The sequence below is a fragment of the uncultured Nocardioides sp. genome (assembly GCF_947488025.1).
Lineage (GTDB): Bacteria > Actinomycetota > Actinomycetes > Propionibacteriales > Nocardioidaceae > Nocardioides.
On the sequence record NZ_CANKYS010000010.1, the window covers coordinates 108,107 to 130,434 of the forward strand.

At 72.3% G+C, this 22,328-nt stretch carries 20 protein-coding genes and 3 tRNA genes; 8 read left to right on the forward strand and 15 right to left on the reverse strand.

Annotated features, from left to right (window positions below):
• Window positions 1–12: 12 nt before the first annotated feature.
• Window positions 13–1,500, reverse strand: a complete 1,488-nt coding sequence (locus tag Q1B24_RS16425) for an NAD(P)/FAD-dependent oxidoreductase (RefSeq protein ID WP_299931074.1) — start codon at window positions 1,498–1,500, stop codon at window positions 13–15.
• A 224-nt stretch (window positions 1,501–1,724) separates the two neighbouring features.
• On the opposite strand from Q1B24_RS16425, the gene Q1B24_RS16430 reads away from it, so the two are divergent.
• Window positions 1,725–2,657 carry an ATP-binding protein gene (locus Q1B24_RS16430; RefSeq protein ID WP_299931076.1) on the forward strand — a complete coding sequence of 311 codons (933 nt, stop codon included), beginning with the start codon at window positions 1,725–1,727 and terminating at the stop codon, window positions 2,655–2,657.
• Between the two features lie 26 nt (window positions 2,658–2,683).
• Here Q1B24_RS16430 and Q1B24_RS16435 read toward each other — a convergent pair whose 3' ends face one another.
• From Q1B24_RS16435 to Q1B24_RS16445, 3 genes are all read right to left on the reverse strand, one after another.
• Entirely contained in the window at window positions 2,684–3,037 is a 354-nt protein-coding gene (locus Q1B24_RS16435; protein WP_299931078.1) for a metallopeptidase family protein, read from the reverse strand.
• A 101-nt stretch (window positions 3,038–3,138) separates the two neighbouring features.
• Window positions 3,139–3,215 (reverse strand) — tRNA-Asp (locus tag Q1B24_RS16440).
• Between the two features lie 103 nt (window positions 3,216–3,318).
• Window positions 3,319–3,391, reverse strand: a tRNA-Glu gene (locus Q1B24_RS16445).
• Between the two features lie 161 nt (window positions 3,392–3,552).
• Here Q1B24_RS16445 and Q1B24_RS16450 point away from each other — a divergent pair.
• From Q1B24_RS16450 to Q1B24_RS16475, 6 genes are all read left to right on the forward strand, one after another.
• The gene (locus tag Q1B24_RS16450; protein ID WP_299931080.1) at window positions 3,553–3,942 is read left to right on the forward strand and encodes a response regulator; all 390 of its coding nucleotides are present in this window, start codon (window positions 3,553–3,555) and stop codon (window positions 3,940–3,942) included.
• 233 nt (window positions 3,943–4,175) lie between these two features.
• On the forward strand, window positions 4,176–5,279 hold the full coding sequence (locus Q1B24_RS16455; RefSeq protein ID WP_299931148.1) for a cytochrome P450: 1,104 nt from the start codon (window positions 4,176–4,178) through the stop codon (window positions 5,277–5,279).
• The gene (locus Q1B24_RS16460) at window positions 5,276–6,607 is read left to right on the forward strand and encodes a HAMP domain-containing sensor histidine kinase (RefSeq protein ID WP_299931082.1); all 1,332 of its coding nucleotides are present in this window, start codon (window positions 5,276–5,278) and stop codon (window positions 6,605–6,607) included. Before Q1B24_RS16455 ends, Q1B24_RS16460 begins: the two co-directional genes overlap by 4 nt.
• 46 nt (window positions 6,608–6,653) lie before the next feature.
• Window positions 6,654–6,727: transfer RNA gene (locus tag Q1B24_RS16465), tRNA-Phe, on the forward strand.
• 91 nt (window positions 6,728–6,818) lie between these two features.
• Window positions 6,819–8,156, forward strand: a complete 1,338-nt coding sequence (locus Q1B24_RS16470; RefSeq protein ID WP_299931084.1) for a hypothetical protein — start codon at window positions 6,819–6,821, stop codon at window positions 8,154–8,156.
• A gap of 103 nt (window positions 8,157–8,259) precedes the next feature.
• Window positions 8,260–9,369 carry a Glu/Leu/Phe/Val dehydrogenase dimerization domain-containing protein gene (locus Q1B24_RS16475; RefSeq protein WP_299931086.1) on the forward strand — a complete coding sequence of 370 codons (1,110 nt, stop codon included), beginning with the start codon at window positions 8,260–8,262 and terminating at the stop codon, window positions 9,367–9,369.
• 169 nt (window positions 9,370–9,538) lie between these two features.
• Here Q1B24_RS16475 and Q1B24_RS16480 read toward each other — a convergent pair whose 3' ends face one another.
• From Q1B24_RS16480 to Q1B24_RS16530, 11 genes are all read right to left on the reverse strand, one after another.
• Window positions 9,539–9,727, reverse strand: a complete 189-nt coding sequence (locus Q1B24_RS16480; protein ID WP_172256510.1) for a DUF3073 domain-containing protein — start codon at window positions 9,725–9,727, stop codon at window positions 9,539–9,541.
• A gap of 156 nt (window positions 9,728–9,883) precedes the next feature.
• Window positions 9,884–10,966, reverse strand: a complete 1,083-nt coding sequence (gene purM, locus Q1B24_RS16485; protein WP_299931094.1) for a phosphoribosylformylglycinamidine cyclo-ligase — start codon at window positions 10,964–10,966, stop codon at window positions 9,884–9,886.
• A gap of 40 nt (window positions 10,967–11,006) precedes the next feature.
• A complete protein-coding gene (purF, locus tag Q1B24_RS16490) occupies window positions 11,007–12,545 on the reverse strand; it encodes an amidophosphoribosyltransferase (protein WP_299931095.1) in 1,539 nt (512 codons plus the stop codon).
• A 132-nt stretch (window positions 12,546–12,677) separates the two neighbouring features.
• Window positions 12,678–13,718, reverse strand: coding sequence for an NAD(P)H-binding protein (locus Q1B24_RS16495; protein ID WP_299931096.1), 1,041 nt, complete (start codon window positions 13,716–13,718; stop codon window positions 12,678–12,680).
• Between the two features lie 3 nt (window positions 13,719–13,721).
• A complete protein-coding gene (locus Q1B24_RS16500; protein ID WP_299931097.1) occupies window positions 13,722–14,189 on the reverse strand; it encodes an SRPBCC domain-containing protein in 468 nt (155 codons plus the stop codon).
• A 196-nt stretch (window positions 14,190–14,385) separates the two neighbouring features.
• Window positions 14,386–15,735, reverse strand: coding sequence for a dipeptidase (locus tag Q1B24_RS16505; RefSeq protein WP_299931098.1), 1,350 nt, complete (start codon window positions 15,733–15,735; stop codon window positions 14,386–14,388).
• Window positions 15,736–15,934: 199 nt separating this feature from the next.
• Window positions 15,935–16,717 (reverse strand): GNAT family N-acetyltransferase, encoded by a 783-nt coding sequence (locus Q1B24_RS16510; RefSeq protein WP_299931099.1) that lies wholly within the window; start codon window positions 16,715–16,717, stop codon window positions 15,935–15,937.
• A gap of 10 nt (window positions 16,718–16,727) precedes the next feature.
• Window positions 16,728–19,145: a phosphoketolase family protein gene (locus Q1B24_RS16515; RefSeq protein WP_299931101.1), complete on the reverse strand. Its 2,418-nt coding sequence runs from the start codon at window positions 19,143–19,145 to the stop codon at window positions 16,728–16,730.
• Window positions 19,146–19,242: 97 nt separating this feature from the next.
• The gene (locus tag Q1B24_RS16520; protein ID WP_299931103.1) at window positions 19,243–19,581 is read right to left on the reverse strand and encodes a sterol carrier family protein; all 339 of its coding nucleotides are present in this window, start codon (window positions 19,579–19,581) and stop codon (window positions 19,243–19,245) included.
• A 9-nt stretch (window positions 19,582–19,590) separates the two neighbouring features.
• Window positions 19,591–20,394 (reverse strand): alpha/beta hydrolase, encoded by an 804-nt coding sequence (locus Q1B24_RS16525; RefSeq protein ID WP_299931105.1) that lies wholly within the window; start codon window positions 20,392–20,394, stop codon window positions 19,591–19,593.
• A 17-nt stretch (window positions 20,395–20,411) separates the two neighbouring features.
• On the reverse strand, window positions 20,412–20,981 hold the full coding sequence (locus Q1B24_RS16530; RefSeq protein ID WP_299931107.1) for a helix-turn-helix domain-containing protein: 570 nt from the start codon (window positions 20,979–20,981) through the stop codon (window positions 20,412–20,414).
• A 68-nt stretch (window positions 20,982–21,049) separates the two neighbouring features.
• Between Q1B24_RS16530 and Q1B24_RS16535 the strand changes: the two genes are divergently transcribed.
• Window positions 21,050–22,300 (forward strand): MFS transporter, encoded by a 1,251-nt coding sequence (locus Q1B24_RS16535; RefSeq protein WP_299931109.1) that lies wholly within the window; start codon window positions 21,050–21,052, stop codon window positions 22,298–22,300.
• The last annotated feature ends 28 nt before the right edge of the window (window positions 22,301–22,328 follow it).

Here is a 22,328-nt window from a genome sequence, read left to right on the forward strand (position 1 = left end):
ACGCCGCTGGGCTCAGGCGCCGCCGACCCGGTCGGCGGGCACGCCGCGCACGCCGGAGTCGGTGAGCTCGGCCTCGTGGGCCGCGGCCGCCTCGAGCTCCTGGCGCCGGGTCTCCTCCATCATCGCGCGGGTGGCGTCGTAGATCCCCGGGTCGGAGACCAGGTCGGCCGCGCCGCGGCGCAGCCGGGCGAGCGCCGCACGGGCGAAGATCTGCTGCTCGGTGGTGGTGCGCTCCGAGCGGTTGTTGCTGATGAAGGTGATCGCCCAGCGCATCAGCGCGGAGACCTGGTTCTTGAAGCCGGTGAGGTAGACGAGGTGGACGCCCAGCCACATCAGCCACGCCACGATGCCGGTCAGCCGGAGCTTGCCGACCATCGCGACCGCGCGGAAGCGGCTGATGATCGCCATCGAGCCCTTGTCGAAGTACTTGAACGGCGGCTGCGGCGCCTTGCCCTCGAGCCGGTTGTCGATCTCCTTGGCGGCGTACTTCGCGCCCTGGATCGCGACCTGCGCGACGCCGGGGAGGTTGTCGAGGGCGATCATGTCGCCGACGACGAACACCTCGGGGTGCCCGGGGAGGGTGAGGTCGGGGTTGACCGCGATGCGGCCGGCGCGGTCGAGCGGGGCGCCCGTCTGCTCCGACAGCGTCTTGCCGAGCGGGTTGGCCTGCACGCCGGCGGCCCAGATCTTGGCGACGGAGTTGATCCGCTCGGTGTGGCCGTCCTTGAACTTCACGTCGAGGCCGCGCTCGTCGACGTCGGTGACCATCGCGCCGAGCATGACCTCGACGCCGAGCTTCTCCAGCTCGCCCTTGGCCTTCTCGCCGAGCTTGCTGCCGAAGGGCGGCAGCACCTGGCCGGCGGCGTCGATGAGCACGATGCGGGCGGTGCGGGTGTTGATCGCGCGGAAGTCCTTGCGGAGCGTGCGGTGCGCGAGCTCGGCGATCTGGCCGGCCATCTCCACGCCGGTCGGGCCGGCGCCGACGACGACGAAGGTGAGGAGGTGGTCGACGTCGTCGCCGCGGGTGGCACCGAGCTCGGCCATCTCGAAGGCGCCGAAGATGCGGCCGCGCAGCTCGAGGGCGTCGTCGATGCTCTTCATGCCGGGGGCGAACTCGGCGAAGTGGTCGTTGCCGAAGTAGGACTGGCCGGCGCCCGCGGCGACCAGCAGGGAGTCGTACGACGTCACGGTGTCACGGCCCAGCACCTGCGAGGTGACCGTCTTGGCGGTGAGGTCGATGCCGGTGACCTCGCCGAGGATGACCGTCGCGTTGTCCTGGCTGCTCAGCACCTCGCGGGTGGGCGGGGCGATCTCGCCCTCGGACAGGATGCCGGTCGCCACCTGGTAGAGCAGCGGCTGGAAGAGGTGGTGGGTGGTCTTGGCGATGACGGTGACGTCGACGTCGGACCTCCGCAGTGCCTTCGTGCCGAAGAGGCCGCCGAAGCCGGAACCGATCACCACGACCTTGTGACGGGATGACTGCGTCGTGGTCGAGGTCATGGATGCTCCTGGGGTCGAAGGTGCGTCGTGCCGTCCACTGGGAGCTCCATTCTCCTCCTGGGGCGTGCACCGGGCGAAACGCCGGGCGCGTCTGCTTGCTCACACCACTACCCCGACGGATAAGAAACTATGGTGGCCGTCGAGGTTTGAACCACCCGCTGGTGGGCAATGATCGCTCCACTGGACTGCCTGCCCCCCTCGCACACCCCTTGAAAAGAGTCCCAGTGCCGCTGAGCTCCGAGTTGACGCTGGCGTCCTCGCCGCGCGCTGCGGCCGACGCGCGTCGCTGGGTGGGTGAGGTGTGCCAGCGCCTGGAGCGGCCCGACCTCGTCGAGTGCGCCGAGCTCGGGGTGTCGGAGCTGGTGGCCAACGCGATCCTGCACGCCGCCGCCCCCTACAAGGTCCGTGTGCGCGGCACCGCGTCCCACCCGCGCATCGAGGTGGTGGACGGCTCGCCCCGCCCCCCGGTGCCGCCCGCTCCGGTCGAGGGCGACGACCTCGACCTGCTGCTCACCTTCGGCCGCGGTCTGGCGATGGTCGCCCAGTGCGCGGTCGCCTGGGGCGCGACGATCGAGTCCGACGGCAAGATCGTCTGGTTCGAGCCCGCGCCCGAGATGACCGACTCCGGGTCCGCGGAGTGGGTCATCGACCACCACGACCGCTCGCGGCCCGAGCCCACCAGCGACGGCGCGGTCGACGTACGCCTCCTGCGCATCGACGTCCCGCTCTACACCTCGCTCAAGCAGCAGTACCACGAGCTGCGGCGCGAGCTGCGCCTGCTGTCGCTCTCGCACCAGTCCGACTACCCCCTCGCCGGCGACCTGACGTCGATGTTCGCGAACTTCGAGCGACAGTTCCCCGAGACCTTCCGCGAGCAGATCCAGCAGGCGGAGACGCGCGGGCTGCCCAAGGTCGACGTCGCGTTCCCGATGGTCCGCGAGGCCGGCCCCATCTTCGTGACGATGACCGAGATGTTCGACGTCGCCGACGCGTTCTGCCGGGCCGAGCGGCTGCTCTCGATGGCCCGCACCCCACGCCAGCGCGCCCTGCACAACTGGTTGCTCACCGAGCTGGTCCACCAGCTCGACGGGGCGGCCGCCCAGCCGTGGAGCGGCAGTCCGGGCGCGGCGTCGCCGTCCACGAGCCGGGTCGGCTGAGCCACCTCCCCTGGGGGCCGTGGGCGTCAGCCCCAGCCGAGCTCGTGGAGGCGCCCGTCGTCGAGCCCGAAGTGATGGGCGACCTCGTGGACCACCGTGATGCGCACCTCGTGCTCGAGGTCCTCGACGGTGTCGGCCATGTCGAGCAGCGGCCCGCGGAAGAGCAGGATCCGGTCCGGCAGCATGCCGGCGTGGTTGGCCGGCCGCTCGGTGAGCGCCAGCCCGTCGTAGAGCCCGAGCAGGTCGGGGTCGTCCGCCGGCGCCTCCGGCTCGACGAGGACGACGACGTTGTCCACGAGCCGGGCGAGGTCGTCGGGGAGGCCGTCGAGGGCCCGCTCGACCATGGCGTCGAACGCGGCAGGGTCGAGGTCGATCGGCATGGCGCCAGCCTAGAGCGGCGCCGAAACGGTCCGGCCCGTGCACACGGGCCCTGAAATGACCGGAAGGGTGAGCCTGGTGGCTCACCCTTCCGGTCATGCGTTGGCGACCCCGACGGGACTCGAACCCGCGGCCTCCGCCGTGACAGGGCGGCGCGCTAACCAACTGCGCTACGGGGCCAGGTGTGGTGCTGGTGCTCCTCCGGTCGTGCTGGTGAAGCGGGTGGAACTCTAACCCATGCTCTTCGGCGACACCCAATCGGCGTCGACCCCCAACCGGATCGCACCCCCAACCGGATTCGAACCGGCGCTACCGCCGTGAAAGGGCGGGGTCCTGGGCCGCTAGACGATGGGGGCCAGCTCGTCCGGGACGGACCCGATCGAGCAGCGCCCAGCATAGGGGCAGCGGCCGTGACGCTCCCAACCTGCGTGCTCCGAGAGACAGATCACTGCCCGACCCGTGGACGACTTTTCGCAGACACGCCACGACTTGCCACACGTTTGACTAATCTTGACTCGTGAGCACTGACCGGCAGCTGCGATTCCTCGTGGTCGACGACAACGAGGACATCCGCGACGTCTTTTGCCGCCTGGTCGAGCGGGCCGGTCACGAGGCCGCGACGGCGTACGACGGCCAGGACGCGGTGGAGGTCCTGGAGCGCGAGCGCTTCGACGTCATGCTGCTCGACCTGACCATGCCCAGGATGACCGGTGTCGAGGTGGTGCGCTGGCTGCGCGACCGGCCCGACGTCGCACCCGACCTGCGCATCGTGGTCATCTCCGCCTGGGCCGGTGAGAACCGCGCGGTCCTCCAAGAACTCGGCATCACGACCGTCATGCAGAAGCCGCTGCGCATCCAGCAGCTGACCGACCTGATAGCCGAGACACTGCGCGACCTGGAGTCCTGACCCCGACCCCCCGTCTGCACCTCGGGCACGGACCTCCGCGTCGTCACCCTGCACGCCGCCCGGCGTGTTCCACCCCACCACCCCTGGAGAACACCATGATGAACCGCATCCGCACCGCCATCGAAGCCAAGCGCGCCGCCGAGCAGACCCGGTCCTACTACGTCTGGCGCCCGGGCCCCGGCCGCAAGTGACCTCGGGTCGACGCGCGCAATGATCCACGCGTCGTGACGCAGATGGACAGCGCCGAGTCGGCCGGCGGCCGGCTCGGCGCTGTTCTCTTGTCCCCACGCTCGGGCGTGGTCGCCCTCGGCCCGCACGGGCCGTGGCTGACCACCACCCCCGACCAGGCCCGGCAGGTCCTGACCGACGTGTCCGGATTCGACTTCCCGGGTGACGTGACGCGCAGCGGCGACCTCTCCGCCAGCCGGGGTGAGACGCGCTCGGGACACCTCGTCTTCCCACCGCTACAGCCCGAGGCGGTCGAGCGCGGCCTGGCCGTCTTCACCACCGAGTGGGAAGCGGCGATCTCGACGCACGACCCCACGGTCCAGGGCGAGCCGTACGACGCCATGCTGCTGCTGCGGCGTCCGGTGGCGCGGTCCACGACCTCGGCGGTGCTGCCCTCGCTCGACCGCGCCGACCGCGACCAGGTCGCCGACCTGGTGCTCAGCTGGATCGATGCCCTGGCACCGGTGATCGCGGCGCGCCGCCCTCCCCGTCGGTGGAGTCGGGCGCGTCGCACGGAGCGCGACGCACGCTTGGCGCTGGATGATGCTCTCGCCGCCATCCCCCACCTCGACGGCCCACCCCAGATGACAGCCACGATGCTGGCCGCCGGCATTCAGGTCCCGATCGCCGCAGGTGCCTGGCTGCTGGCCTGGCTCGCCAGCCACCCGAGCGACGGAGTCGACCCGGTGTCGGCAGTCTGGGAGACCTTGCGCCTGACCCCTCCCACGTGGATCACGGCCCGCATCACCACGCGTGAGGTGGACCTCGGGGGTCAGCGGGTGCCGTCGGGCGCCGTCGTGCTGGTCAGTCCCCTTCTCCTCGGCCGCCTGCACGAGCTGGTGCCCGGAGATCCCGACGGCCTGCCTGGGTTCGACCCGCATCGGTGGCAGAGCGGCGTCCAGCGGCCTGGTGCCTGGCTTCCCTTCGGTGCCGGACCGCACGCGTGCCCGGGCCGCCACCTCGGGATGGCCCTCCTCACCCACCTGGCTGCGTGGGGGCTCTCGCGCACCCTTTCGCTGACTGAACGTGTGACCATCGACCAGAGCCGGGGCATCGCCCCGCTACCGTGTCGTTTCACGATCGCCGACGGAAGGGAGCCGGTCAGGTGATCGACCAGCCCGCGCTGCAGGACACCGTGGTGGACGGACCGGTGTCCTCCCAGGCGGCGCGCCTGGCCGCGTCAATCCTCTCCGGCGACACATCTCTCGACGCCGCAAGCGCGCTCATGGCCGAACACTTCCTGTCGCAGCCGCGAGTGGAGATCGTGACCGTCGTCTTCACCAGTTTTGTCCCTGCGGACCAGACTGGATGGATGCAGCTAGGCGGGCGCGCGTGGGTCCGGGAGTGGGCGGCGCCGGGCTCCTCGCGGACGTTGTTGCCGGCACCGGATGCGGGTCCCGAGGCGGCACTGAGCATGCCGTGGGTCTCACGGATCGCCAGGACACAGGTCGTCGCCCTCACAGATCGCGACCTGCTGCCGCCCGAAGCCACCCAGGACCTCGAGGAGCTCGCCCGCGCAGGGGTCCGGAGCTTGATCGCTTCGCCCGTCAGCTTCCAAGGCGACATGTTCGGCAGCCTGTCGCTCGTCAGCGTTGAGGCCGGCGAATGGCCCGACCAACTCATCCAAGACTTTCGCTCACTCAGGTCCGCCTTCGTATCCCGCCTCGTCCTCGAGCAGTCCCGTCGCTCGCTGGCGGAGGCGCTCGAGGCGGGCGCCGAGGCCCAGCTGGCCGCGCAGCAGCTGTTCGGCGCGGTGGGGCACGAGCTGCGTACGCCGCTGTCGGCGATCCTGGGCTACACCGAGGGCCTGCTCGACGACGCCGAGCACGGAACGGCCGACGACGTCGCGACCGGCATGAAGCGCGACGGACCGGTCATCGTCCGCTCCTGCGAGCGGCTGCTGTCCATCGTCGACAACCTGCTGGGCGCGGGGCGCGCCATGTCGGCCGACGACCAGCGCCAGGAGGTCTCGGTGGCCGACGCGGTCGCCGACGTCATGCACTGGCACCGCACCCCCGCACGGACGGCCGGCGTCGACATGCAGGCCCACGTCGACCCGCGCCTGGCCGCGTGGGGACACCCGTCCGCGATCCGGCAGGTCCTCGCCAACCTGCTGGGCAACGCCATCGCCCACCACCGCCCCACCGGCGGCACCGTGCACCTCACCGCGGAGGCGCTGGTCGGCGAGAGCGCGAAGCCGATGCTGCGCATCATCGTGCGCGACGACGGGCCGGGCCTCACGCCCGAACAGCTCGCGCACGTCTTCGAGCCGTTCGTGCGCTTCGCCGCGCCGACCACCCAGGGCAGCGGCCTCGGGCTGTCGCTGTCGCGCACGATCGCGGAGCGCGAGGGCGGCGCGGTCCGGGGCGAGTCCACTCCGGGCACCGGCTCGTCGTTCTGGCTCGAGCTCCCCGCGTTCCGCCCCCGGCAGGACTGAGCCGATTCCCGCCTCGCCAGCGGGCTCATGTATCCTCGTCCCGCTTGGGCAGGTAGCTCAGTTGGTACGAGCGATCGCCTGAAAAGTGATAGGTCGGCGGTTCGACCCCGCCCCTGCCCACAAGCACAGAAGGGCCCCGCTCACGTCCCGACCGGGGCCCTTCTGCATGTCCTCCACCAGCTCTGACCGGCGCGCCCGCGAGGATGGTGCGGTGCTCCCCCGCCTCGAGGTCGTCCGCCGCCTGCGCCCGGTGGACCTGGTCGCCCCCGGTTCGGCGCAGGTCACCACCGCCACGGCCGGCGAGGTCGCGGTGCCGGCGGTCGCGCCGTACGTCGCAGGGACGACGTCCGGCTCCGGCGGCCCGGTGGCGATGCACCTGGGCGACCACCGGTTCGCCGCGTCCCTCGACGACGGGTCGGTGTCGCTCGAGGTCCCCGGCGCCGGGACTCTCCGCAGCCGCCGCTTCCACCGCGCCGAGGAACCGACCGGACTGGGCCTGACGCTGACCGGCACGCACGTGACGGCCTGGAGCCGCGAGGCGGCCGGGTGGGTGGCCCGGGCCCGGCACGACCTGCGGGAGGTCGCGGCGGAGGGCACCGGCGTGCAGGTCGACACCCGCGACGAGACCGCGCTGCACGGGCTCCGGGTCGAGCTCCCGGACGGCGGCGGGGTCGCCGGGGCGTTCGGCCAGCTCGGCCTCCGGGACACCCGGTTCGTCACCGACGAGGACGGCTCCCCGGTGCGCGACGACGGCGCGCTGTGGCTGACCGCGACGTCGGCCGGCCCCGGGTTCTTCGACACCGCGCACACCAGCGTGTGGCGGCTCGACCCCGACACCCTCGAGGTCGGCCACTCCGCCGACCTCTTCTTCCGCAGGCCCGACCGCCCGGGCGTCTTCGGCGACCACGCCACCCACGTGCTCCGCTCGGAGGGTCGCTGGCTGGTGGCGACCAGCACGTGGGGCGACTTCGAGGCGCCGACGACGCGCGCGGGGCGCCGTACGCCGGCGGGGTTGCGGGTGACCCTCGCCGAGTCGGGCAGCGACCTGCTGCACGGTGCGCACGTGCTCGACACGCGCGAGCTCCCGCTGCCCGTCGACGGCCTGGCGTCGATCGCCGCCTGGGACCCGCACCTCGTGCGACGCGACGGCGAGTGGCTGGTCGGCTTCGTCAGCGCCCGCCGGTTTTTCGACTTCCACCCCGCGCTCGCGGCCGGACGCAGCCTCGACGACCTGCGGCTGCTGGGCGCGGCGACGGACCGTACGTCGACCGAGGGCACGACGCTGGTCGACGTCGACGGCCGGCTGGTGGTCCTCGCCAGCGACGGCCGCGACTCGCGGCGAGGGCTGCGCGCCCGCTTCCCGGCGTACGACCTCACGATGACCGAGACGGGGACGCTGGACGCGCCCTACCCGACCAACCTGCCCTGGCCCACCCTCGCGCAGGTGGACGGCAGGTGGCTCATGGTGACCTTCGACGGGCGCGCGGCGGGCGGAAAGCTGCTCGGTTACGGGACCCACGGCGACCTCGTGGTGATGCGGTCCGGGTGAGCTCGCCGGACTACCCTTGAGGTGACGGCGGTCACCACCCCTCGACCGCGCTGACCAGGTCCGCACACCCCGCGGCCGCACCCACCAGAAAAGGACGAAGAGCATGTCTGGACCCCTCGCACCGACTGGATCGGCCGCCTCCGGCGTCGACGTCTTCGAGCTCGGCAACGAGCACGAGCAGGTCGTCTTCTGCAACGACCGCGCGACCGGCCTGCGGGCCATCGTCGCCATCCACTCCACTGCGCTCGGGCCGGCCCTCGGTGGGACGCGGTTCTACCCCTACGCCAGCACCGACGACGCGATCGTCGACGTCCTCAACCTCTCCCGCGGCATGTCCTACAAGAACGCGCTCGCCGGCCTCGACCTCGGCGGCGGCAAGGCCGTGATCATCGGCGACCCGGCCGAGCTGAAGACCGAGGCCCTGCTGCGGGCCTACGGCCGCTTCGTCCAGTCGCTCAACGGCCGTTACTTCACCGCGTGCGACGTCGGCACGTTCAGCGAGGACATGGACCACATCGCCCGCGAGTGCGACTTCGTCACCGGCCGCACCGTCGCCCACGGCGGCGCGGGCGACAGCTCGGTGCTGACGGCGTACGGCACGTTCCAGGGCATGCGCGCGGCCGCCGAGCAGGTCTGGGGCGAGCCCACCCTGGCCGGCCGCACCGTCGGCGTCGCCGGCGTCGGCAAGGTCGGTCGCCACCTCGTGCGCCACCTGATCGAGGACGGCGCCACCGTGGTCGTCACCGACGTGAACGCGCCGTCGGTCGAGGCCATCCGCGAGCAGTTCCCGCAGGTCACCGCGGTCGCCACCACCGAGGAGCTCGTCGCGAGCGACATCGACGTCTACGCCCCGTGCGCCATGGGCGGCGCGATCAGCGACGAGGTGCTCGACGTGCTGCGCGCCAAGATCATCTGCGGCGCCGCCAACAACCAGCTCGCACACTCGGGCATCGAGAAGCAGGTCGAGGAGCGCGGCATCCTCTACGCCCCCGACTACTGCGTGAACTCCGGCGGCGTGATCCAGGTCGCCGACGAGCTCGAGGGCTTCTCCTTCGAGCGCGCCCAGCAGCGCGCGACCGGCATCTTCGAGACCACCCGCCGGGTGTTCGAGCTCGCCAAGGCCGACGGGGTGACCACGGCCGAGGCCGCCGACCGGCTCGCCGAGCGTCGCATGCGCGAGGTCGGCCGCCTGCGCGGCATCCACCTCGGCTGACCGGGCACTTCCTCGCGCACCAGCACGCTGACCGGGCGCTTCCTCGCGGACCTACCGCGAGGAAACGCCCGGTCGCTGTGTTCTGGCGCGACGGACTGCCCGGTCACCTGCGGGCGTGCTTGTAGACCGCACCGCCCGGTCGCCCGGGCGAGGTGATCAGTGCGATCAGTCAGTCTGCGCGACGACGCGGGTCGGCATAGTCCGACCACTCGTCGTCAACTGGATCGACCTCACTCGTGGAGTGAGTATCTTCTCCGTGAAGCTCCTTCGCCAGCGCGCCGAAGTCCGTCTCGTGAGTCCGGTACTTCAGGTCGCGGGCAACCTTCGTCTGCTTCGCCTTCGCTCGGCCGCGCCCCATAGGGTCGACCCCCTCGCACACTTGGCCGGGGCTGTCGGAGAGCTGCCCGACGCGCCCGGTCTGATCGGTTACATATCGTGGGGTCAACGCTACCTGAGCGGTGGCTGTTCCCGCACACCAAGAGCCCGCATTTCGTGCTCGAAGTGCCGAATCTCATCACCAGCCGGGGTGCTGGCCCTCCAGCAGGACGCGGCCACCGTCGACGTCGTCCGCGTGCGCCTCGCCGGCGACCCAGGCGCGGATGCCGTGCCCGGCCAGCACGGCGATGGCGGTGTCGACCGACTCGGGGGCCGTGAGCGACACCATGCCGACGCCGCAGTTGAGGGTGGCCTCGAGGTCGGCCTGGGCCACGTCACCGACACGGCGTACGACGTCGAAGACGGGCTGCGGCGTCCACGTCGAGCGGTCGATGCGGACCGACAGCTCCTCGGGGAGCACCCGCTCGAGGTTGGCGGCGAGACCGCCACCGGTCACGTGGGACATGGCGTGGGTCTCGGTGCGCGCGGCGAGGTCGAGGCAGGCCTTGGCGTAGATGCGGGTGGGCTCGAGGAGCTCCTCGCCCAACGTGCGACCGAAGTCGTCGACCTGCCGGTCGACGGTCCAGCCCGCCTGCTGGAGCAGGACGTGGCGCACGAGCGAGTAGCCGTTGGAGTGCAGGCCACTGGCCTCCATGGCGATCACGACATCGCCGGGACGGACGCGACCCGGGCCGAGGAGCTTGCTGGCCTCGACCACCCCGGTCGTGGCGCCGGCGACGTCGTAGTCGTCGGGGTCGAGCAGCCCGGGGTGCTCGGCGGTCTCGCCCCCGATGAGCGCACACCCGGCGACGACGCACGCCTCCGCGATGCCCTTGACGATGGCGGCGATGCGCTCGGGGACGACCCGGCCGCAGGCGATGTAGTCGGTCATGAAGAGCGGTTCGGCGCCGCACACGACGAGGTCGTCGACCACCATGCCGACGAGGTCGAAGCCGATGGTGTCGTGGACGTCCATCATCTGCGCGATGGCGACCTTGGTGCCGACGCCGTCGGTCGAGGTGGCGAGCAGGGGCCGCTCGTAACGGGTGAGCGCGGAGGCGTCGAAGAGGCCCGCGAAGCCCCCGAGCCCCCCGATCATCTCCGGACGGCGGGCCTTCTCGACCCAGCCCTTCATCAGGTCGATCGCCCGGTCGGCCGCCTCGATCGAGACCCCGGCGGCGGCATACGCCCCGGACGTGGATGCAGTGGGCTGGTCGGTCACACGGAGCTCCTCGGGTGGCGGCGTGCGGGACGGGGTGGGGTCAGGGGTTGTTGAGGACCGGCAGGGCCCGACCCATGGTGGGCGACTGCAGCGTCGCCTCGAGCAGGTGCTTGCCGAGCAGGCTCTCGTCGGGCAGCTCGATCGGGTACTCCCCCGTGAAGCAGGCCTGGCAGAGCCGGTCAGCCGGCTGCCCGGTCGACTCCACCATGCCCTCGAGCGAGATGTATCCGAGGCTGTCGGCGCCCACGCTCGCGGCGATCTCCTCGGGCGTCAGGCCGTTGGCGATCAGCTCGGCGCGGGTGGCGAAGTCGATGCCGTAGAAGCACGGCCACTTCACCGGCGGGCTGGAGATCCGCACGTGCACCTCGAGGGCACCGGCCTCGCGGAGCATCCGCACCTGGGCGCGCTGGGTGTTGCCACGCACGATCGAGTCGTCGACCACGACGACGCGCTTGCCGCGGATCATGTGCTCGAGGGCGTTGAGCTTGAGCCGGATGCCGAGCTGGCGCAGCGTCTGGCTGGGCTGGATGAACGTGCGGCCGACGTAGGCGTTCTTCACGAAGCCCTGGCCGAACGGGATGCCCGACTCGGCGGCGTACCCCGATGCGGCCGGCGTGCCGGACTCCGGGACGGGCATCACCAGGTCGGCGTCGACGGGGAACTCGCGCGCCAGGCGGCGGCCCATCTCGACGCGCGCCTCGTGGACGTTGCGGCCGCTGATGGTGGCGTCGGGGCGGGCGAGGTAGACGTACTCGAAGACGCAGCCCTTGCGCGCGGGCTCGGCGAAGGTGTGCGACCGGAGGCCGTTCTCGTCGATGACGATCATCTCGCCGGGCTCGACCTCGCGCACGACGCTCGCACCGATGGTGGCGAGCGCGGCGTCCTCGCTGGCCACGACCCAGCCGCGGTCGAGGCGGCCGAGGACCAGCGGGCGGATGCCCTGCGGGTCGCGGGCGGCGTAGAGGGTGTGCTCGTTCATCCAGACGAAGCAGAAGGCCCCGCGCAGCTGCGGCAGCACCTCGAGGGCACGCTGCTCGAGCGTGGTGTCGGGGTGGTGGGCGAGCAGTGCGGTGACGAGGCTGGTGTCGTTGGTGGCGCCCTCGACGCCCTTGATCTCGAGCTCGCCGGCGGGGCCGGGCAGCTCGCCGACCATCTCGCGCAGCTCGTGGGTGTTGATCAGGTTGCCGTTGTGGCCGAGCGCGATCGACCCGTCAGCGGTGGGCCGGAAGGTCGGCTGGGCGTTGTGCCAGGTGGACGCGCCGGTGGTGGAGTAGCGCGAGTGGCCGATGGCGAGGTGGCCCTTCAACGAGTCGAGCGTCGACTCGTCGAAGACCTGCGAGACCAGGCCCATGTCCTTGTAGACGAGGATCTGGCGCCCGTTGCTGACCGCGATGCCGGCGGACTCCTGGCCGCGGTGCTGCAGCGCGTAGAGCCCGAAGTAGGTCAGCTTGGCGACGTCCTCACCGGGGGCCCAGACGCCGAAGACGCCGCAGGCATCCTGCGGTCCCTGGTCCTGGGGGTCGAGTGCCGTGGTGAGGCGGCCGTCGCCGCCCGTCCGCCTGCTGCTCTGGTAGGGCACGAACCCGAGTCTACGGGCGCCCGGCCCGATCGTCGCACCCACGCCCGCCCGCCGATACCCCGGCCGATGTCTGAGGACGTCGTGGACGGCTGGCGGGCCGATCGACGACCGTCACGTCCTCAGGTATCGGTCTCAGGCGTCGGGCAGGAGGGTCCGGACCCGGTGGAGGGCGAGCCGGGCGGCTGCCCGGCCGACCGCCGGGAGGGGTACGACGTCCAAGAACGGCAGCGGCCGGGTCCAGGCCGGGTCGGAGGGCAGCGCGCCCTCGGGGCCGGCGTACATCGGGGTCAGCGCCCGCTGGACGGCCTCCTCGAGGTCGAGGGGCGGGCCGCCGGTGCGCGGCGTCCAGGTGTGGCCGGGACGGCAGACCATGTCGTGGCGCAGCGACTCGACGAGCGCGGTGACGGTGTGGAACGGGGCGGTGGTGACCAGCGCTGCCCCCAGCCCGACGAGGCTGGTCGGGGCGACCGGCACCGGCACGCGGGCTCGGGACAGCCCGGCCCCGCCGCCGACGACGCGCAGGAGCTCGGGGTAGGCGACGACGTCGGGGCTGCCGAGGTCGACCGCGCCGCGCGGGCCGTCGTCGCCGAGGGCGTCGGTGACCGCGCGCAGCACGTCGGAGGCGGCGACCGGCTGCACGGAGCTGCGCATCCACGTCGGGACCGGCTGGACGAGGAACAGCGTCGCGATCTGCCGGATGATCTCGAACGACGTCGACCCGGCGCCGATCACGACGCCGGCGCGCAGCGCGACCGCACCGTCGGTCGCACCGAGCAGGATGCGCTCGACCTCCAGACGCGAGGCGATGTGGGCGGACAGCTCCGCCTCCGGCACCTGCGGCACCAGGCCGGAGAGGTAGACGAGGCGTCGTACGCCGCTCTCGGCCACCGCGGCGGCCACGGTCTCGGCGGCGAGCCGGTCGCGGTTGCTGAAGTCGCTGCGGTCGAGGGAGTGCACGAGGTAGACGACCGCGTCGACGTCCGCGACCGCCTCGGCGACGGCCGCGGGGTCGGTGACGTCGCACCGGATCGCGCGGACCCGGTCGTCCCAGCCGAAGCGGTCGGGCCGGGGCGGCGAGGACGAGGCGGCCACGACGTCGTGACCGAGCTCGAGCAGGTGGGGCACCAGGCGCGACCCGATGTAGCCGGTGGCGCCGAGGACGAGGATCCGCATGCCTCAGGCCTCGCCGAGGTGCTTGAGGAGGTTGCGCGAGAAGACGGTGCCCATGTGCTTCACGACGCCGGCCATGACGCGCTCGACCGCGGGCCGGGCGAGGCCGGGCAGCGGCAGGTGGGTCGAGATCTGCAGGTCGATGCTGACCTCGGTGCCGCCGTCGGCGTGGTCGGCCAGGTCGTAGGTGCCGTTGACCGCGGTCATCTCGTCGGGGCGCTCGGGGTCGTGGGTGAACACGATCCGGTCCTCGGGGGTCAGGCCCATGACCTCGGTGAAGGTCGGCGCCACCGAGATGCCCAGCACGGGGATGGTGCCCATCCGCCAGGTCCAGCGGTCGCCGTCGACGGCGATGCTGGTGACGTAGGGGGTGATCTGCGCGATCAGGTCGGCGTCGGTGAGGGCGGCCCACACCTCGCTGCGCGGTGAGCGGAGCACGGCCGAGGAGCGGTCGCGAGCACGGAAGGTCGCCATGCGCGCCACGTTACCGACGAGTTCCACACGCGCGGCTCACCCGGTCAGCGGTGGGTGACGCAGGTCTCGGGGCTCGGAAACGTGCGTGGCGCACCGCTCGTACGACGACACGCCGGGGTCGGGCGGCCGAGCGGTGGTCCAGCCACGTTCCCGCGCTGCGGAAGGTGGGTGGGCCACCGCTCGGGCGGGGCGCAGGTCAGGAGCGCGGCAGCTCGCCGAGGTTGCGGAGCAGGAGCGCCTCGGCCTTGACGACCTTCTCGAACTCGGCGAGGTGGAGGCCCTCGTTGGCGCCGTGGGCGCGGGTGTCGGGGTCCTCGACGCCGGTGACGAGCACGCTGGCCTGCGGGAACGCCTCGAGGAACTCGGCGATGAAGGGGATCGAGCCGCCGACGCCCATGTCGACCGGCGCGGTGCCGTCCCAGGCCTCGGCGAACGCGGCGCGCGCAGCGTCGTACGCCGGACCGCTGGCGTCGATCTGCGTCGCCTCGCCGGTGTCCACGACGGTCGTGGTGAGGGTCGCGCCCCAGGGCGTGTGCTTCTCGAGGTGGGCCTGGAGGCACTGGACGGCGTTGGCCGTGGTGTCGCCCGGGGCGATGCGCATGCTGATGCGGCAGCGCGCGGCGGGGACGAGGGTGTTGGACGCGCCCTCGACCTTGGGGGCGTCGAGCCCGGTGATGCTGATGGACGGCTTGGTCCAGAGGCGCTCGACGACCGACCCGGAGCCGATCCACTCGATGCCCTCGGCGGCGCCGGACTCGGCGCGGAGGCGGGCCTCGGGGTAGTCGACGTCGGCGGCCGGACCGGAGTGCAGGCCCTCGACCGCGACGTCGCCGGCGTCGTCGTTGAGCGAGGCGATGACGCGGCTGAGCGTCATGATCGAGTCGGGCACCAGGCCGCCCCACATGCCGCTGTGGACGGCGTGGGTGAGGGTGCGGACCTCGACGTCCATCCGGACCAGGCCGCGCAGCGACGTGGTGAGGGCGGGCTCGCCGATGTCCCAGTTGCCGGAGTCGGCGATGACGATGACGTCGGCCTCGAGGCGGTCCTTGTAGGTCTCGAGCAGCTCGACGAGGGTGTCGGAGCCGACCTCCTCCTCTCCCTCGATGAACATCACCAGGTTGACCGGCAGGTCGTCGCCGAAGATCCGGACCGCGCCGAGGTGGGCGGCGATGCCGGCCTTGTCGTCGGCGGCACCGCGGCCGTAGAGCCGGTCGCCACGCTCGGTGGGCTCCCACGGCGGGGAGTCCCAGTCGGCGTGGTCGTTCTCGGGCTGGACGTCGTGGTGGGCATAGAGCAGCACGGTCGGCGCACCCTCGGGGCCGGCCTTCCTCGCGATCACGGCCGGCGGGGCACCGTCGTGGGCGCGGACGATCTCGGTCTCGAAGCCCTCGGCGGCGAACAGGTCACGGGTCGCCTCGGCGCTGCGCTCGACCTCGCCGGCGCGGGCCGGGTCGGCGGACACGGACTGGATGCGGACGAGGTCCTCGAGGTCACGGCGGATGCCGGGCATGACCTCGGCGAGACGAGCGGAGATGTCGACAGTCATGTCCCGACCCTAGCCGGGGACGACGGCGTCGCTGGCGGTGGCCGCGGCCCTCCTCGCCTGCCGAGAAGTGCCCGGTCGGCGGCCCGGACGGGCAGGAAGTGCCCGGTCACCGCCGTGAACCGGCAGGAAGTGCCCGGTCACCGCCGTGAACCGGCAGGAAGTGCCCGGTCACCGCCGTGAACCGGCAGGAAGTGCCCTGTCAGCCGCGCATCTCCAACATCAGCTGGCGCTCGGTGCCGGCGAAGCCGAGCCGGCGGTAGACACCGATGGCCTCCCCGTCGTCGTCGGCGACGATGACGAGGGTGCGGGCGCTGAGGTGCTCGAGGGCGTGGCGACCGGCCGCGTGCACGGCTGCCGCGGCGAGGCCCTTGCGCCGGTGGTCGGGGTGCGTCTCGACGCTCTGGAATCGCGCGACGCCGTCCTCGGTGGTGAAGACGGCGGCGGTGCTCACGACCTCGCCGTCGACGAGGACGCCGAAGCGGGCGCCGCGGCCGGCGGCGACGAGGGACTGCTCCTGGACGTTGCGTCCGCGGGCGAACCGCAGGTGCGACTCCGGGTCGTCGTGCTCCTCGATCGCGACGCTCAGCTGCGCGCGGCTCTCCCAGTCGGCCTCGGACTCCAGCGCGCGCACCTCGCCCTCCACCTCACGGGGCGGCCGGAGCTCGGACGCGGTGAGCACGGAGGCCACGTCGACCACCAGCCCGGCCGCCTCGAAGGCGGCCCGCGACTCCGGGGCCAGCTCGGGGGTGTCGATGCCGATGCTCACGTGACCGGCCTCGGGGAACTCGGTGCGGAAGGCGCCCACCACCTCCCGCTCACCGCCGGGGACGGGCGGCTCGGCGAGCAGGATGAAGTTGCCCCAGTAGTACGTCGGGTTGGCCGGCGTACGGACCACGAGGTGGGTGCCGCGGTCCTCCACGGTGCTGCCCGAGGCGGTCAGCAGGGCCAGGTCGGTGCGGAAGCCGAGCGAGGTCACGTCCATGGGGCGCAGGCTAGAGGTTGTCCGCCCCCGTGTCGGGATCGGCCGTCGTCGACGGCGATTCTCCGCGCCCGGGATCGGCGCCCGCGTCCCACTGCCAGTCGCGCACCTCGGGCAGGTCGTCCCCGTGCTCGCGCGTCCACTGGCGGGCCCGGCGGCGGGTGTCGACCATCAGCTGACGGACGGCGGCGGCGCGCGTGCCGAGCCCCGGCACGCGGTCGATGACGTCCATCACGAGGTGGTAGCGGTCGGTGTCGTTCATCATCACCATGTCGAACGGCGTGGTCGTGGTGCCCTCCTCCTTGTAGCCGCGGACGTGGATGTTGTCGTGGTTGGTGCGCCGGTAGGTCAGCCGGTGGATCAGCCACGGATAGCCGTGGAAGGCGAAGACCACCGGCTTGTCGGTGGTGAAGACGGCGTCGAACGCCCGGTCGCCCATCCCGTGGGGGTGCTCGCCCTGGTCCTGCAGGCGCATCAGGTTGACCACGTTGACGAAGCGCACCCGCAGCTCGGGGAGGTGCTCGCGCAGCAGGGACACCGCGGCCAGCGCCTCGAGCGTGGGTACGTCGCCCGCTGCCGCCACGACCACGTCGGGGTCGCCGTCGTCGTTCGAGGCCCACTCCCAGATGCCGAGCCCACGGGCGCAGTGCAGGTCGGCCTGCTCGGCGTCGAGCCAGTCGAAGCTGGGCTGCTTGCCCGACACCACGACGTTCACGTAGTGCTCGCTCTGCAGGCAGTGGGACATCGTGGACAGCAGGGTGTTGGCGTCCGGCGGCAGGTAGACGCGTACGACCTCAGCCTTCTTGTTGACCACGTGGTCGATGAAGCCGGGGTCCTGGTGGGAGAAGCCGTTGTGGTCCTGGCGCCACACGTGCGAGCTGAGCAGGTAGTTCAGGCTCGCGATGCGCGGACGCCACTCGATCTCGCGGGTCGTCTTCAGCCACTTGGCGTGCTGGTTGAGCATCGAGTCGACGAGGTGGATGAACGCCTCGTAGCAGCTGAAGAGTCCGTGCCGGCCGGTGAGCAGGTAGCCCTCGAGCCAGCCCTGGCAGGTGTGCTCCGAGAGGATCTCGACCACGCGTCCGGAGCGCGCCAGGTGCTCGTCGACGTCGGCGAGCTCGCCCGCCCAGACCTTGTCGGTCACCTCGTAGACCGCGTCGAGCCGGTTGGACGCGGTCTCGTCGGGCCCGAAGATGCGGAAGGTGGTGTCGTTGTCGCGCACCACGCCGACGAGCCACTGCCCGAGCACGCGGGTCGGCTCGTGGATGGACGCACCGGGGCGCTCCACCTCCACGGCGCTGTCCCGCCAGTCCGGCAGCCGCAGCGGGCGCTTGAGCAGGCCACCGTTGGCGTGCGGGTTGGCGCCCATCCGCCGGGTGCCGGACGGTGCGTTGGCGCGTACGGCCTCGACGGGCCGGCCGTCGTCGTCGAAGAGCTCGTCGGGGGCGTAGGAGCGCAGCCACTCCTCGAGCTGCGCGCGGTGGTCGTCGTTGTCCCGCGTCCCGGCCAGCGGCACCTGGTGGGCGCGCCACGTCCCCTCGACCGGCTTGCCGTCAACCTCAGCAGGCCCGGTCCAGCCCTTCGGCGTGACGAGCAGGATCATCGGCCACGGCCGGCGCTCGACGTCGCCGTCCTCGCGGGCGGCTCGCCAGGTCTCGCGGATCATGTCGTGGGCCTCGTCGAGCGCCGCGGCCATCTGCCGGTGGACGTCGGTGGGGTCGTCGCCCTCGACGGTGAGCACGTGGTGCCCGTATCCGCGCAGCAGGCTCTCCAGCTCCTCGCGCGGCATCCGGGCGGGGATGGTCGGGTTGGCGATCTTCCACCCGTTGAGGGCCAGGATCGGCAGCACGGCGCCGTCGTGGACCGGGTCGACGAACTTGTTGCCGTGCCAGCTCGCCGCCAGCGGGCCGGTCTCGAACTCCCCGTCGCCGACGACCGCGGTCACCACCAGGTCGGGGTTGTCCATCGCGGCGCCGTAGGCGTGCGAGAGGACGTAGCCGAGCTCGCCGCCCTCGTGGATGGAGCCCGGCGTCTCGGGGGCGACGTGGCTCGGGATGCCGCCGGGGAAGGAGAACTGCCGGAACAGCCGCCCCATCCCGTCGCGGTCGTCACCGATCGCGGGGAACACCTCCGAGTAGGTGCCCTCCAGCCAGGCGTTGGCCACCGCGGCCGGCCCGCCGTGGCCCGGGCCGCAGAGGATGATCGCGTCGACGTCGCGCTCACGGATCAGCCGGTTGAGGTGGGTCCAGACGAGGTTGAGGCCGGGGGTGGTGCCCCAGTGGCCGAGCAGCCGCGGCTTGATGTCCTCGCGCTCGAGCGGTCGCTCGAGGAGCGGGTTGTCGAGCAGGTAGATCTGCCCGACGGAGAGGTAGTTGGCTGCACGGAACCAGAGGTCGAGGTCGTGGACCTGGTCGTCGGTGAGGGTCGCCATGCTCCTTCGTACCGGAAACCGGGCGGCGCGCACACCCCCTGTCACCGACAGTTCGGGTGAACTGTCGGGTGATCTGTCGGGTGAGCCGACCGCCGGCTCAGCCCCCGAGCGGGAGGTAGGGCGAGAGGTCGGTGCGCTCGCCGCTGGCGCGGACGCTGCCGGAGTCGAGCGCCTCGCCCCACGTCGTACGCCCCGTGGCGAGGGCGAGCCACGTCTCGGCGTCGGTCTCGACGACGGCCGGCGGGGTGCCCCGCGTGTGGCGCACCCCGGGCACGACCTGGACGGCGGCGAAGGGCGGCACGCGCACCTCGACCGAGCGGCCGGGGGCGCGCACCTCGAGGGCGGCGAGGTAGTGCTTGACCAGGGCCCGGGTGTCGCCGTCTGCCTCGGCCGTCGCGAGCTGGTCGGGGCTGAGGAGCTTGAGTCGGGCGGGCACGGACCGAGGCTAGACCGAGTCGAGGACCTCGACGCAGGCAGCCCAGGCGTCGCTGCCGGGCTCGACCACCTCGAAGTGCCCGCCGGTGACCTCGACCAGCGTGGCCTCCGCGCCGGCGGCGGTCGCGGCGTCGACGTAGGCCTCGGCCTGCCGGAACGGGACGGTGTCGTCGTCGCGTGCATGCACCGCCCACACGGGCACGTCGAGCGGCACCTGGCCGAGCGGGTCGGCCTGGTCGTACGCCGTCTCGCCGGCGTCGCCCAGGAACGCGAGCGCGGCCCCGTCACCGAGCCGCTCCGCCACCGCCGCCCGGAGGTCGAGCACCCCGGCCTGGCTGACCACGTGGGTCACGCGGGGTCCGTCGGCCCAGCGCTCGAGGCGCGTGCGGCCGCCCGCCCAGGCGGCGAGGTGGCCGCCCGCGGAGTGGCCGAGCGTCACGACCGGCCCGTCGACGTCGGCCGCGACGGCGCCGATCGCCGCGTGGACGTCGTCGAGCGTGGCGGGGAACCCGCCGCCGTTGCCCACCCGGCGGTACTCCACGTTGGCCGCCGTCCAGCCGCGTCCGACCAGGTCCTCGGCGAGCGGGGCGCCGTACTCCGCGCCGTACTGGGCCCGCCAGAAGCCGCCGTGGATGACGACCACCAGCCCCCGGCTGGCGCCGTCGGGCACGTGGAGGTCGACCCACTGGCTGGGGTCGTCGCCGTAGGTGATCCGCTCGGGTTCGCTGGGCACGCCGCCCACCCTGCCGGACGGCTCCTCGGCGCACCCGGCGAGGGCGGCCGACACGCCGGCCACCCCGGCGGCTGCCAGCACCGCACGGCGGCTCGGCCTCACTCGGTGGCGGCGGGGTAGGGCTGGACCAGGCTCATCAGGAGGTAGGTCCGGCCCTCGGGGTCGCGGCCGCGCGTGCGCTCACCCCACGACTCGACCAGCGCCTCGACCTCGCGGAAGAGCTCGATCGCCTCCTCGTCCGTGAGCTTGAGCGCGTGGTCGGCGAAGGAGAAGACGCCGCTCCCCTCCGGGTGAGCAGTGTCGAAGGAGCGCTCGACGAGGTGGTGGCCCCAGGCCTTCTTGTTCTGGCGGAAGACCTCGACGGCCGCCCGTCCGCCGGGCGCCTTCTCGAGCTGGCCCAGGCGCACCGTGTAGCCGGCGGGCGCCGCGCTGCGCCACACCCGGTCGCGCTTGTCGTGAGCCTCCTCCGGTGCCTCCTCGACCAGCCCGTACTTCGCGAGCTGGCGCAGGTGGAAGCTGGCCTGGTTGGCCGGGATCTGGAGCTCGCGGGCGATGTCGGCCGCCCGGACGGGTCCCGAGGCCTCGATCTCGTCGAGGATCCGCCCCCGGACGGGGTGGGCCAGCGCGCGGAGCACGCGCGGGTCGTTCAGCTGCTGGGGCTCGGCCATCACCCCAGCCTAGACCAGTTGCGCACGAACTATTGCGCAACACTACTTGCGCAACATATGTTGCGCATATGCCCGGATACCGACAGCTCTCCCGCAACCGCGACTTCACGGTGCTCTGGATCGGCGACACCGTCAGCGAGCTCGGCAGCTCGCTGTCGATGTTCGCGTTCCCCCTCATCGCCTACGCCCTCAGCGGCTCGGCGCTCACCGCCGCCCTGGTGGAGGCCGCCTACCTCGGCGGCCTGTGCGCGACGCTGCTCCCGGCCGGGGTGCTCGCCGACCGTGTCGACCGCAAGCGGATCATGCTGGTCTCCAGCGCCACCGGCTGTACGGCGTACGCCTCCCTCGCGGTCGCGGGAGCCCTCGGCAGCCTCACTCTCCCCCACCTCCTCGGGGTCGCGCTGGTCGCCGGCGTTGCCGCCGGGGCGTTCAACCCCGCGCAGCTGTCGGCGATCCGCTCGGTCGTCACCACCGACGACCTGCCGACCGCGCTCAGCCAGAACCAGGCCCGCCAGCACGTCGCCTCACTGCTGGGCGGCCCGCTCGGCGGCGCGTTGTACGCCGTCACCCGGTGGCTGCCGTTCGCCGTCGACGCGATCACCTTCGCGGTCGCGTGCGTGACGGTCAGCCGGGTGCGCACCGACCTGTCAGCACCGCACCGTCGGCGCGAGCCGCTGCGCCGGCAGCTGGCAGAGGGCTTCAGGTTCATGTGGCAGCGCCCGTTCTTCCGCACGCTGCTGGTCTGGGCCGCGCTGGCCAACCTCGTCACCAACGCGATCTTCTTCGTCGTCCTCCTGCGCATGGTCGCCGACGGGGTGCCGGCCGCACAGATCGGACTCGTCACGATGGCGGCCGGCCTCGGCGGGATCCTCGGCGCAGCCGTGGCGCCGAGCCTGATCCACCGGATGCCGACCGGGCGCCTGACCGTCCTCATCGGCTGGATGTGCTGCCTGCCGCTCGTGCCGCTGACGGTCTCGTCGAGCGTGTGGACCGCGTGCGCGAGCACGTTCCTCCTGCTGCTGCTCAACCCGGTGGGCAACGCCGGCATCAGCTCGTACCGGATGGCCGTCACGCCCGACCACCTCCAGGGCCGGGTGGGGTCGACGAGCCAGTTCGTGTCGATGTCGGTCATGCCCCTGGCGCCGCTGCTCGGCGGCTACCTCCTCGAGCACCAGGGCGGCACCGCCGCGATCACCGCACTGGTCGTCGCGAGCGCCCTGGTGGCCGTGCTGCTCACCTCGAGCCGGTCGATCCGGTCCGTGCCGCGCCCGTCGGAGTGGGTCAGTGCCGAGAGCGCGGAACCCGCACTCGCCGCCTGACCCCGCCGATGCCCGCGCCCACTGCGGG

Coding starts and splice junctions, on each gene's coding strand:
- Q1B24_RS16425 (WP_299931074.1), bottom strand. CDS start 1,500: ATGACCTCGACCACGACGCAGTCATCCCGTCACAAGGTCGTGGTGATC.
- Q1B24_RS16435 (WP_299931078.1), bottom strand. CDS start 3,037: ATGCCGATCGACCTCGACCCTGCCGCGTTCGACGCCATGGTCGAGCGG.
- Q1B24_RS16455 (WP_299931148.1), top strand. CDS start 4,176: ATGGACAGCGCCGAGTCGGCCGGCGGCCGGCTCGGCGCTGTTCTCTTG.
- Q1B24_RS16475 (WP_299931086.1), top strand. CDS start 8,260: ATGTCTGGACCCCTCGCACCGACTGGATCGGCCGCCTCCGGCGTCGAC.
- Q1B24_RS16480 (WP_172256510.1), bottom strand. CDS start 9,727: ATGGGGCGCGGCCGAGCGAAGGCGAAGCAGACGAAGGTTGCCCGCGAC.
- Q1B24_RS16495 (WP_299931096.1), bottom strand. CDS start 13,718: ATGCGGATCCTCGTCCTCGGCGCCACCGGCTACATCGGGTCGCGCCTG.
- Q1B24_RS16500 (WP_299931097.1), bottom strand. CDS start 14,189: ATGGCGACCTTCCGTGCTCGCGACCGCTCCTCGGCCGTGCTCCGCTCA.
- Q1B24_RS16505 (WP_299931098.1), bottom strand. CDS start 15,735: ATGACTGTCGACATCTCCGCTCGTCTCGCCGAGGTCATGCCCGGCATC.
- Q1B24_RS16510 (WP_299931099.1), bottom strand. CDS start 16,717: ATGGACGTGACCTCGCTCGGCTTCCGCACCGACCTGGCCCTGCTGACC.
- Q1B24_RS16515 (WP_299931101.1), bottom strand. CDS start 19,145: ATGGCGACCCTCACCGACGACCAGGTCCACGACCTCGACCTCTGGTTC.
- Q1B24_RS16530 (WP_299931107.1), bottom strand. CDS start 20,981: ATGGCCGAGCCCCAGCAGCTGAACGACCCGCGCGTGCTCCGCGCGCTG.
- Q1B24_RS16535 (WP_299931109.1), top strand. CDS start 21,050: ATGCCCGGATACCGACAGCTCTCCCGCAACCGCGACTTCACGGTGCTC.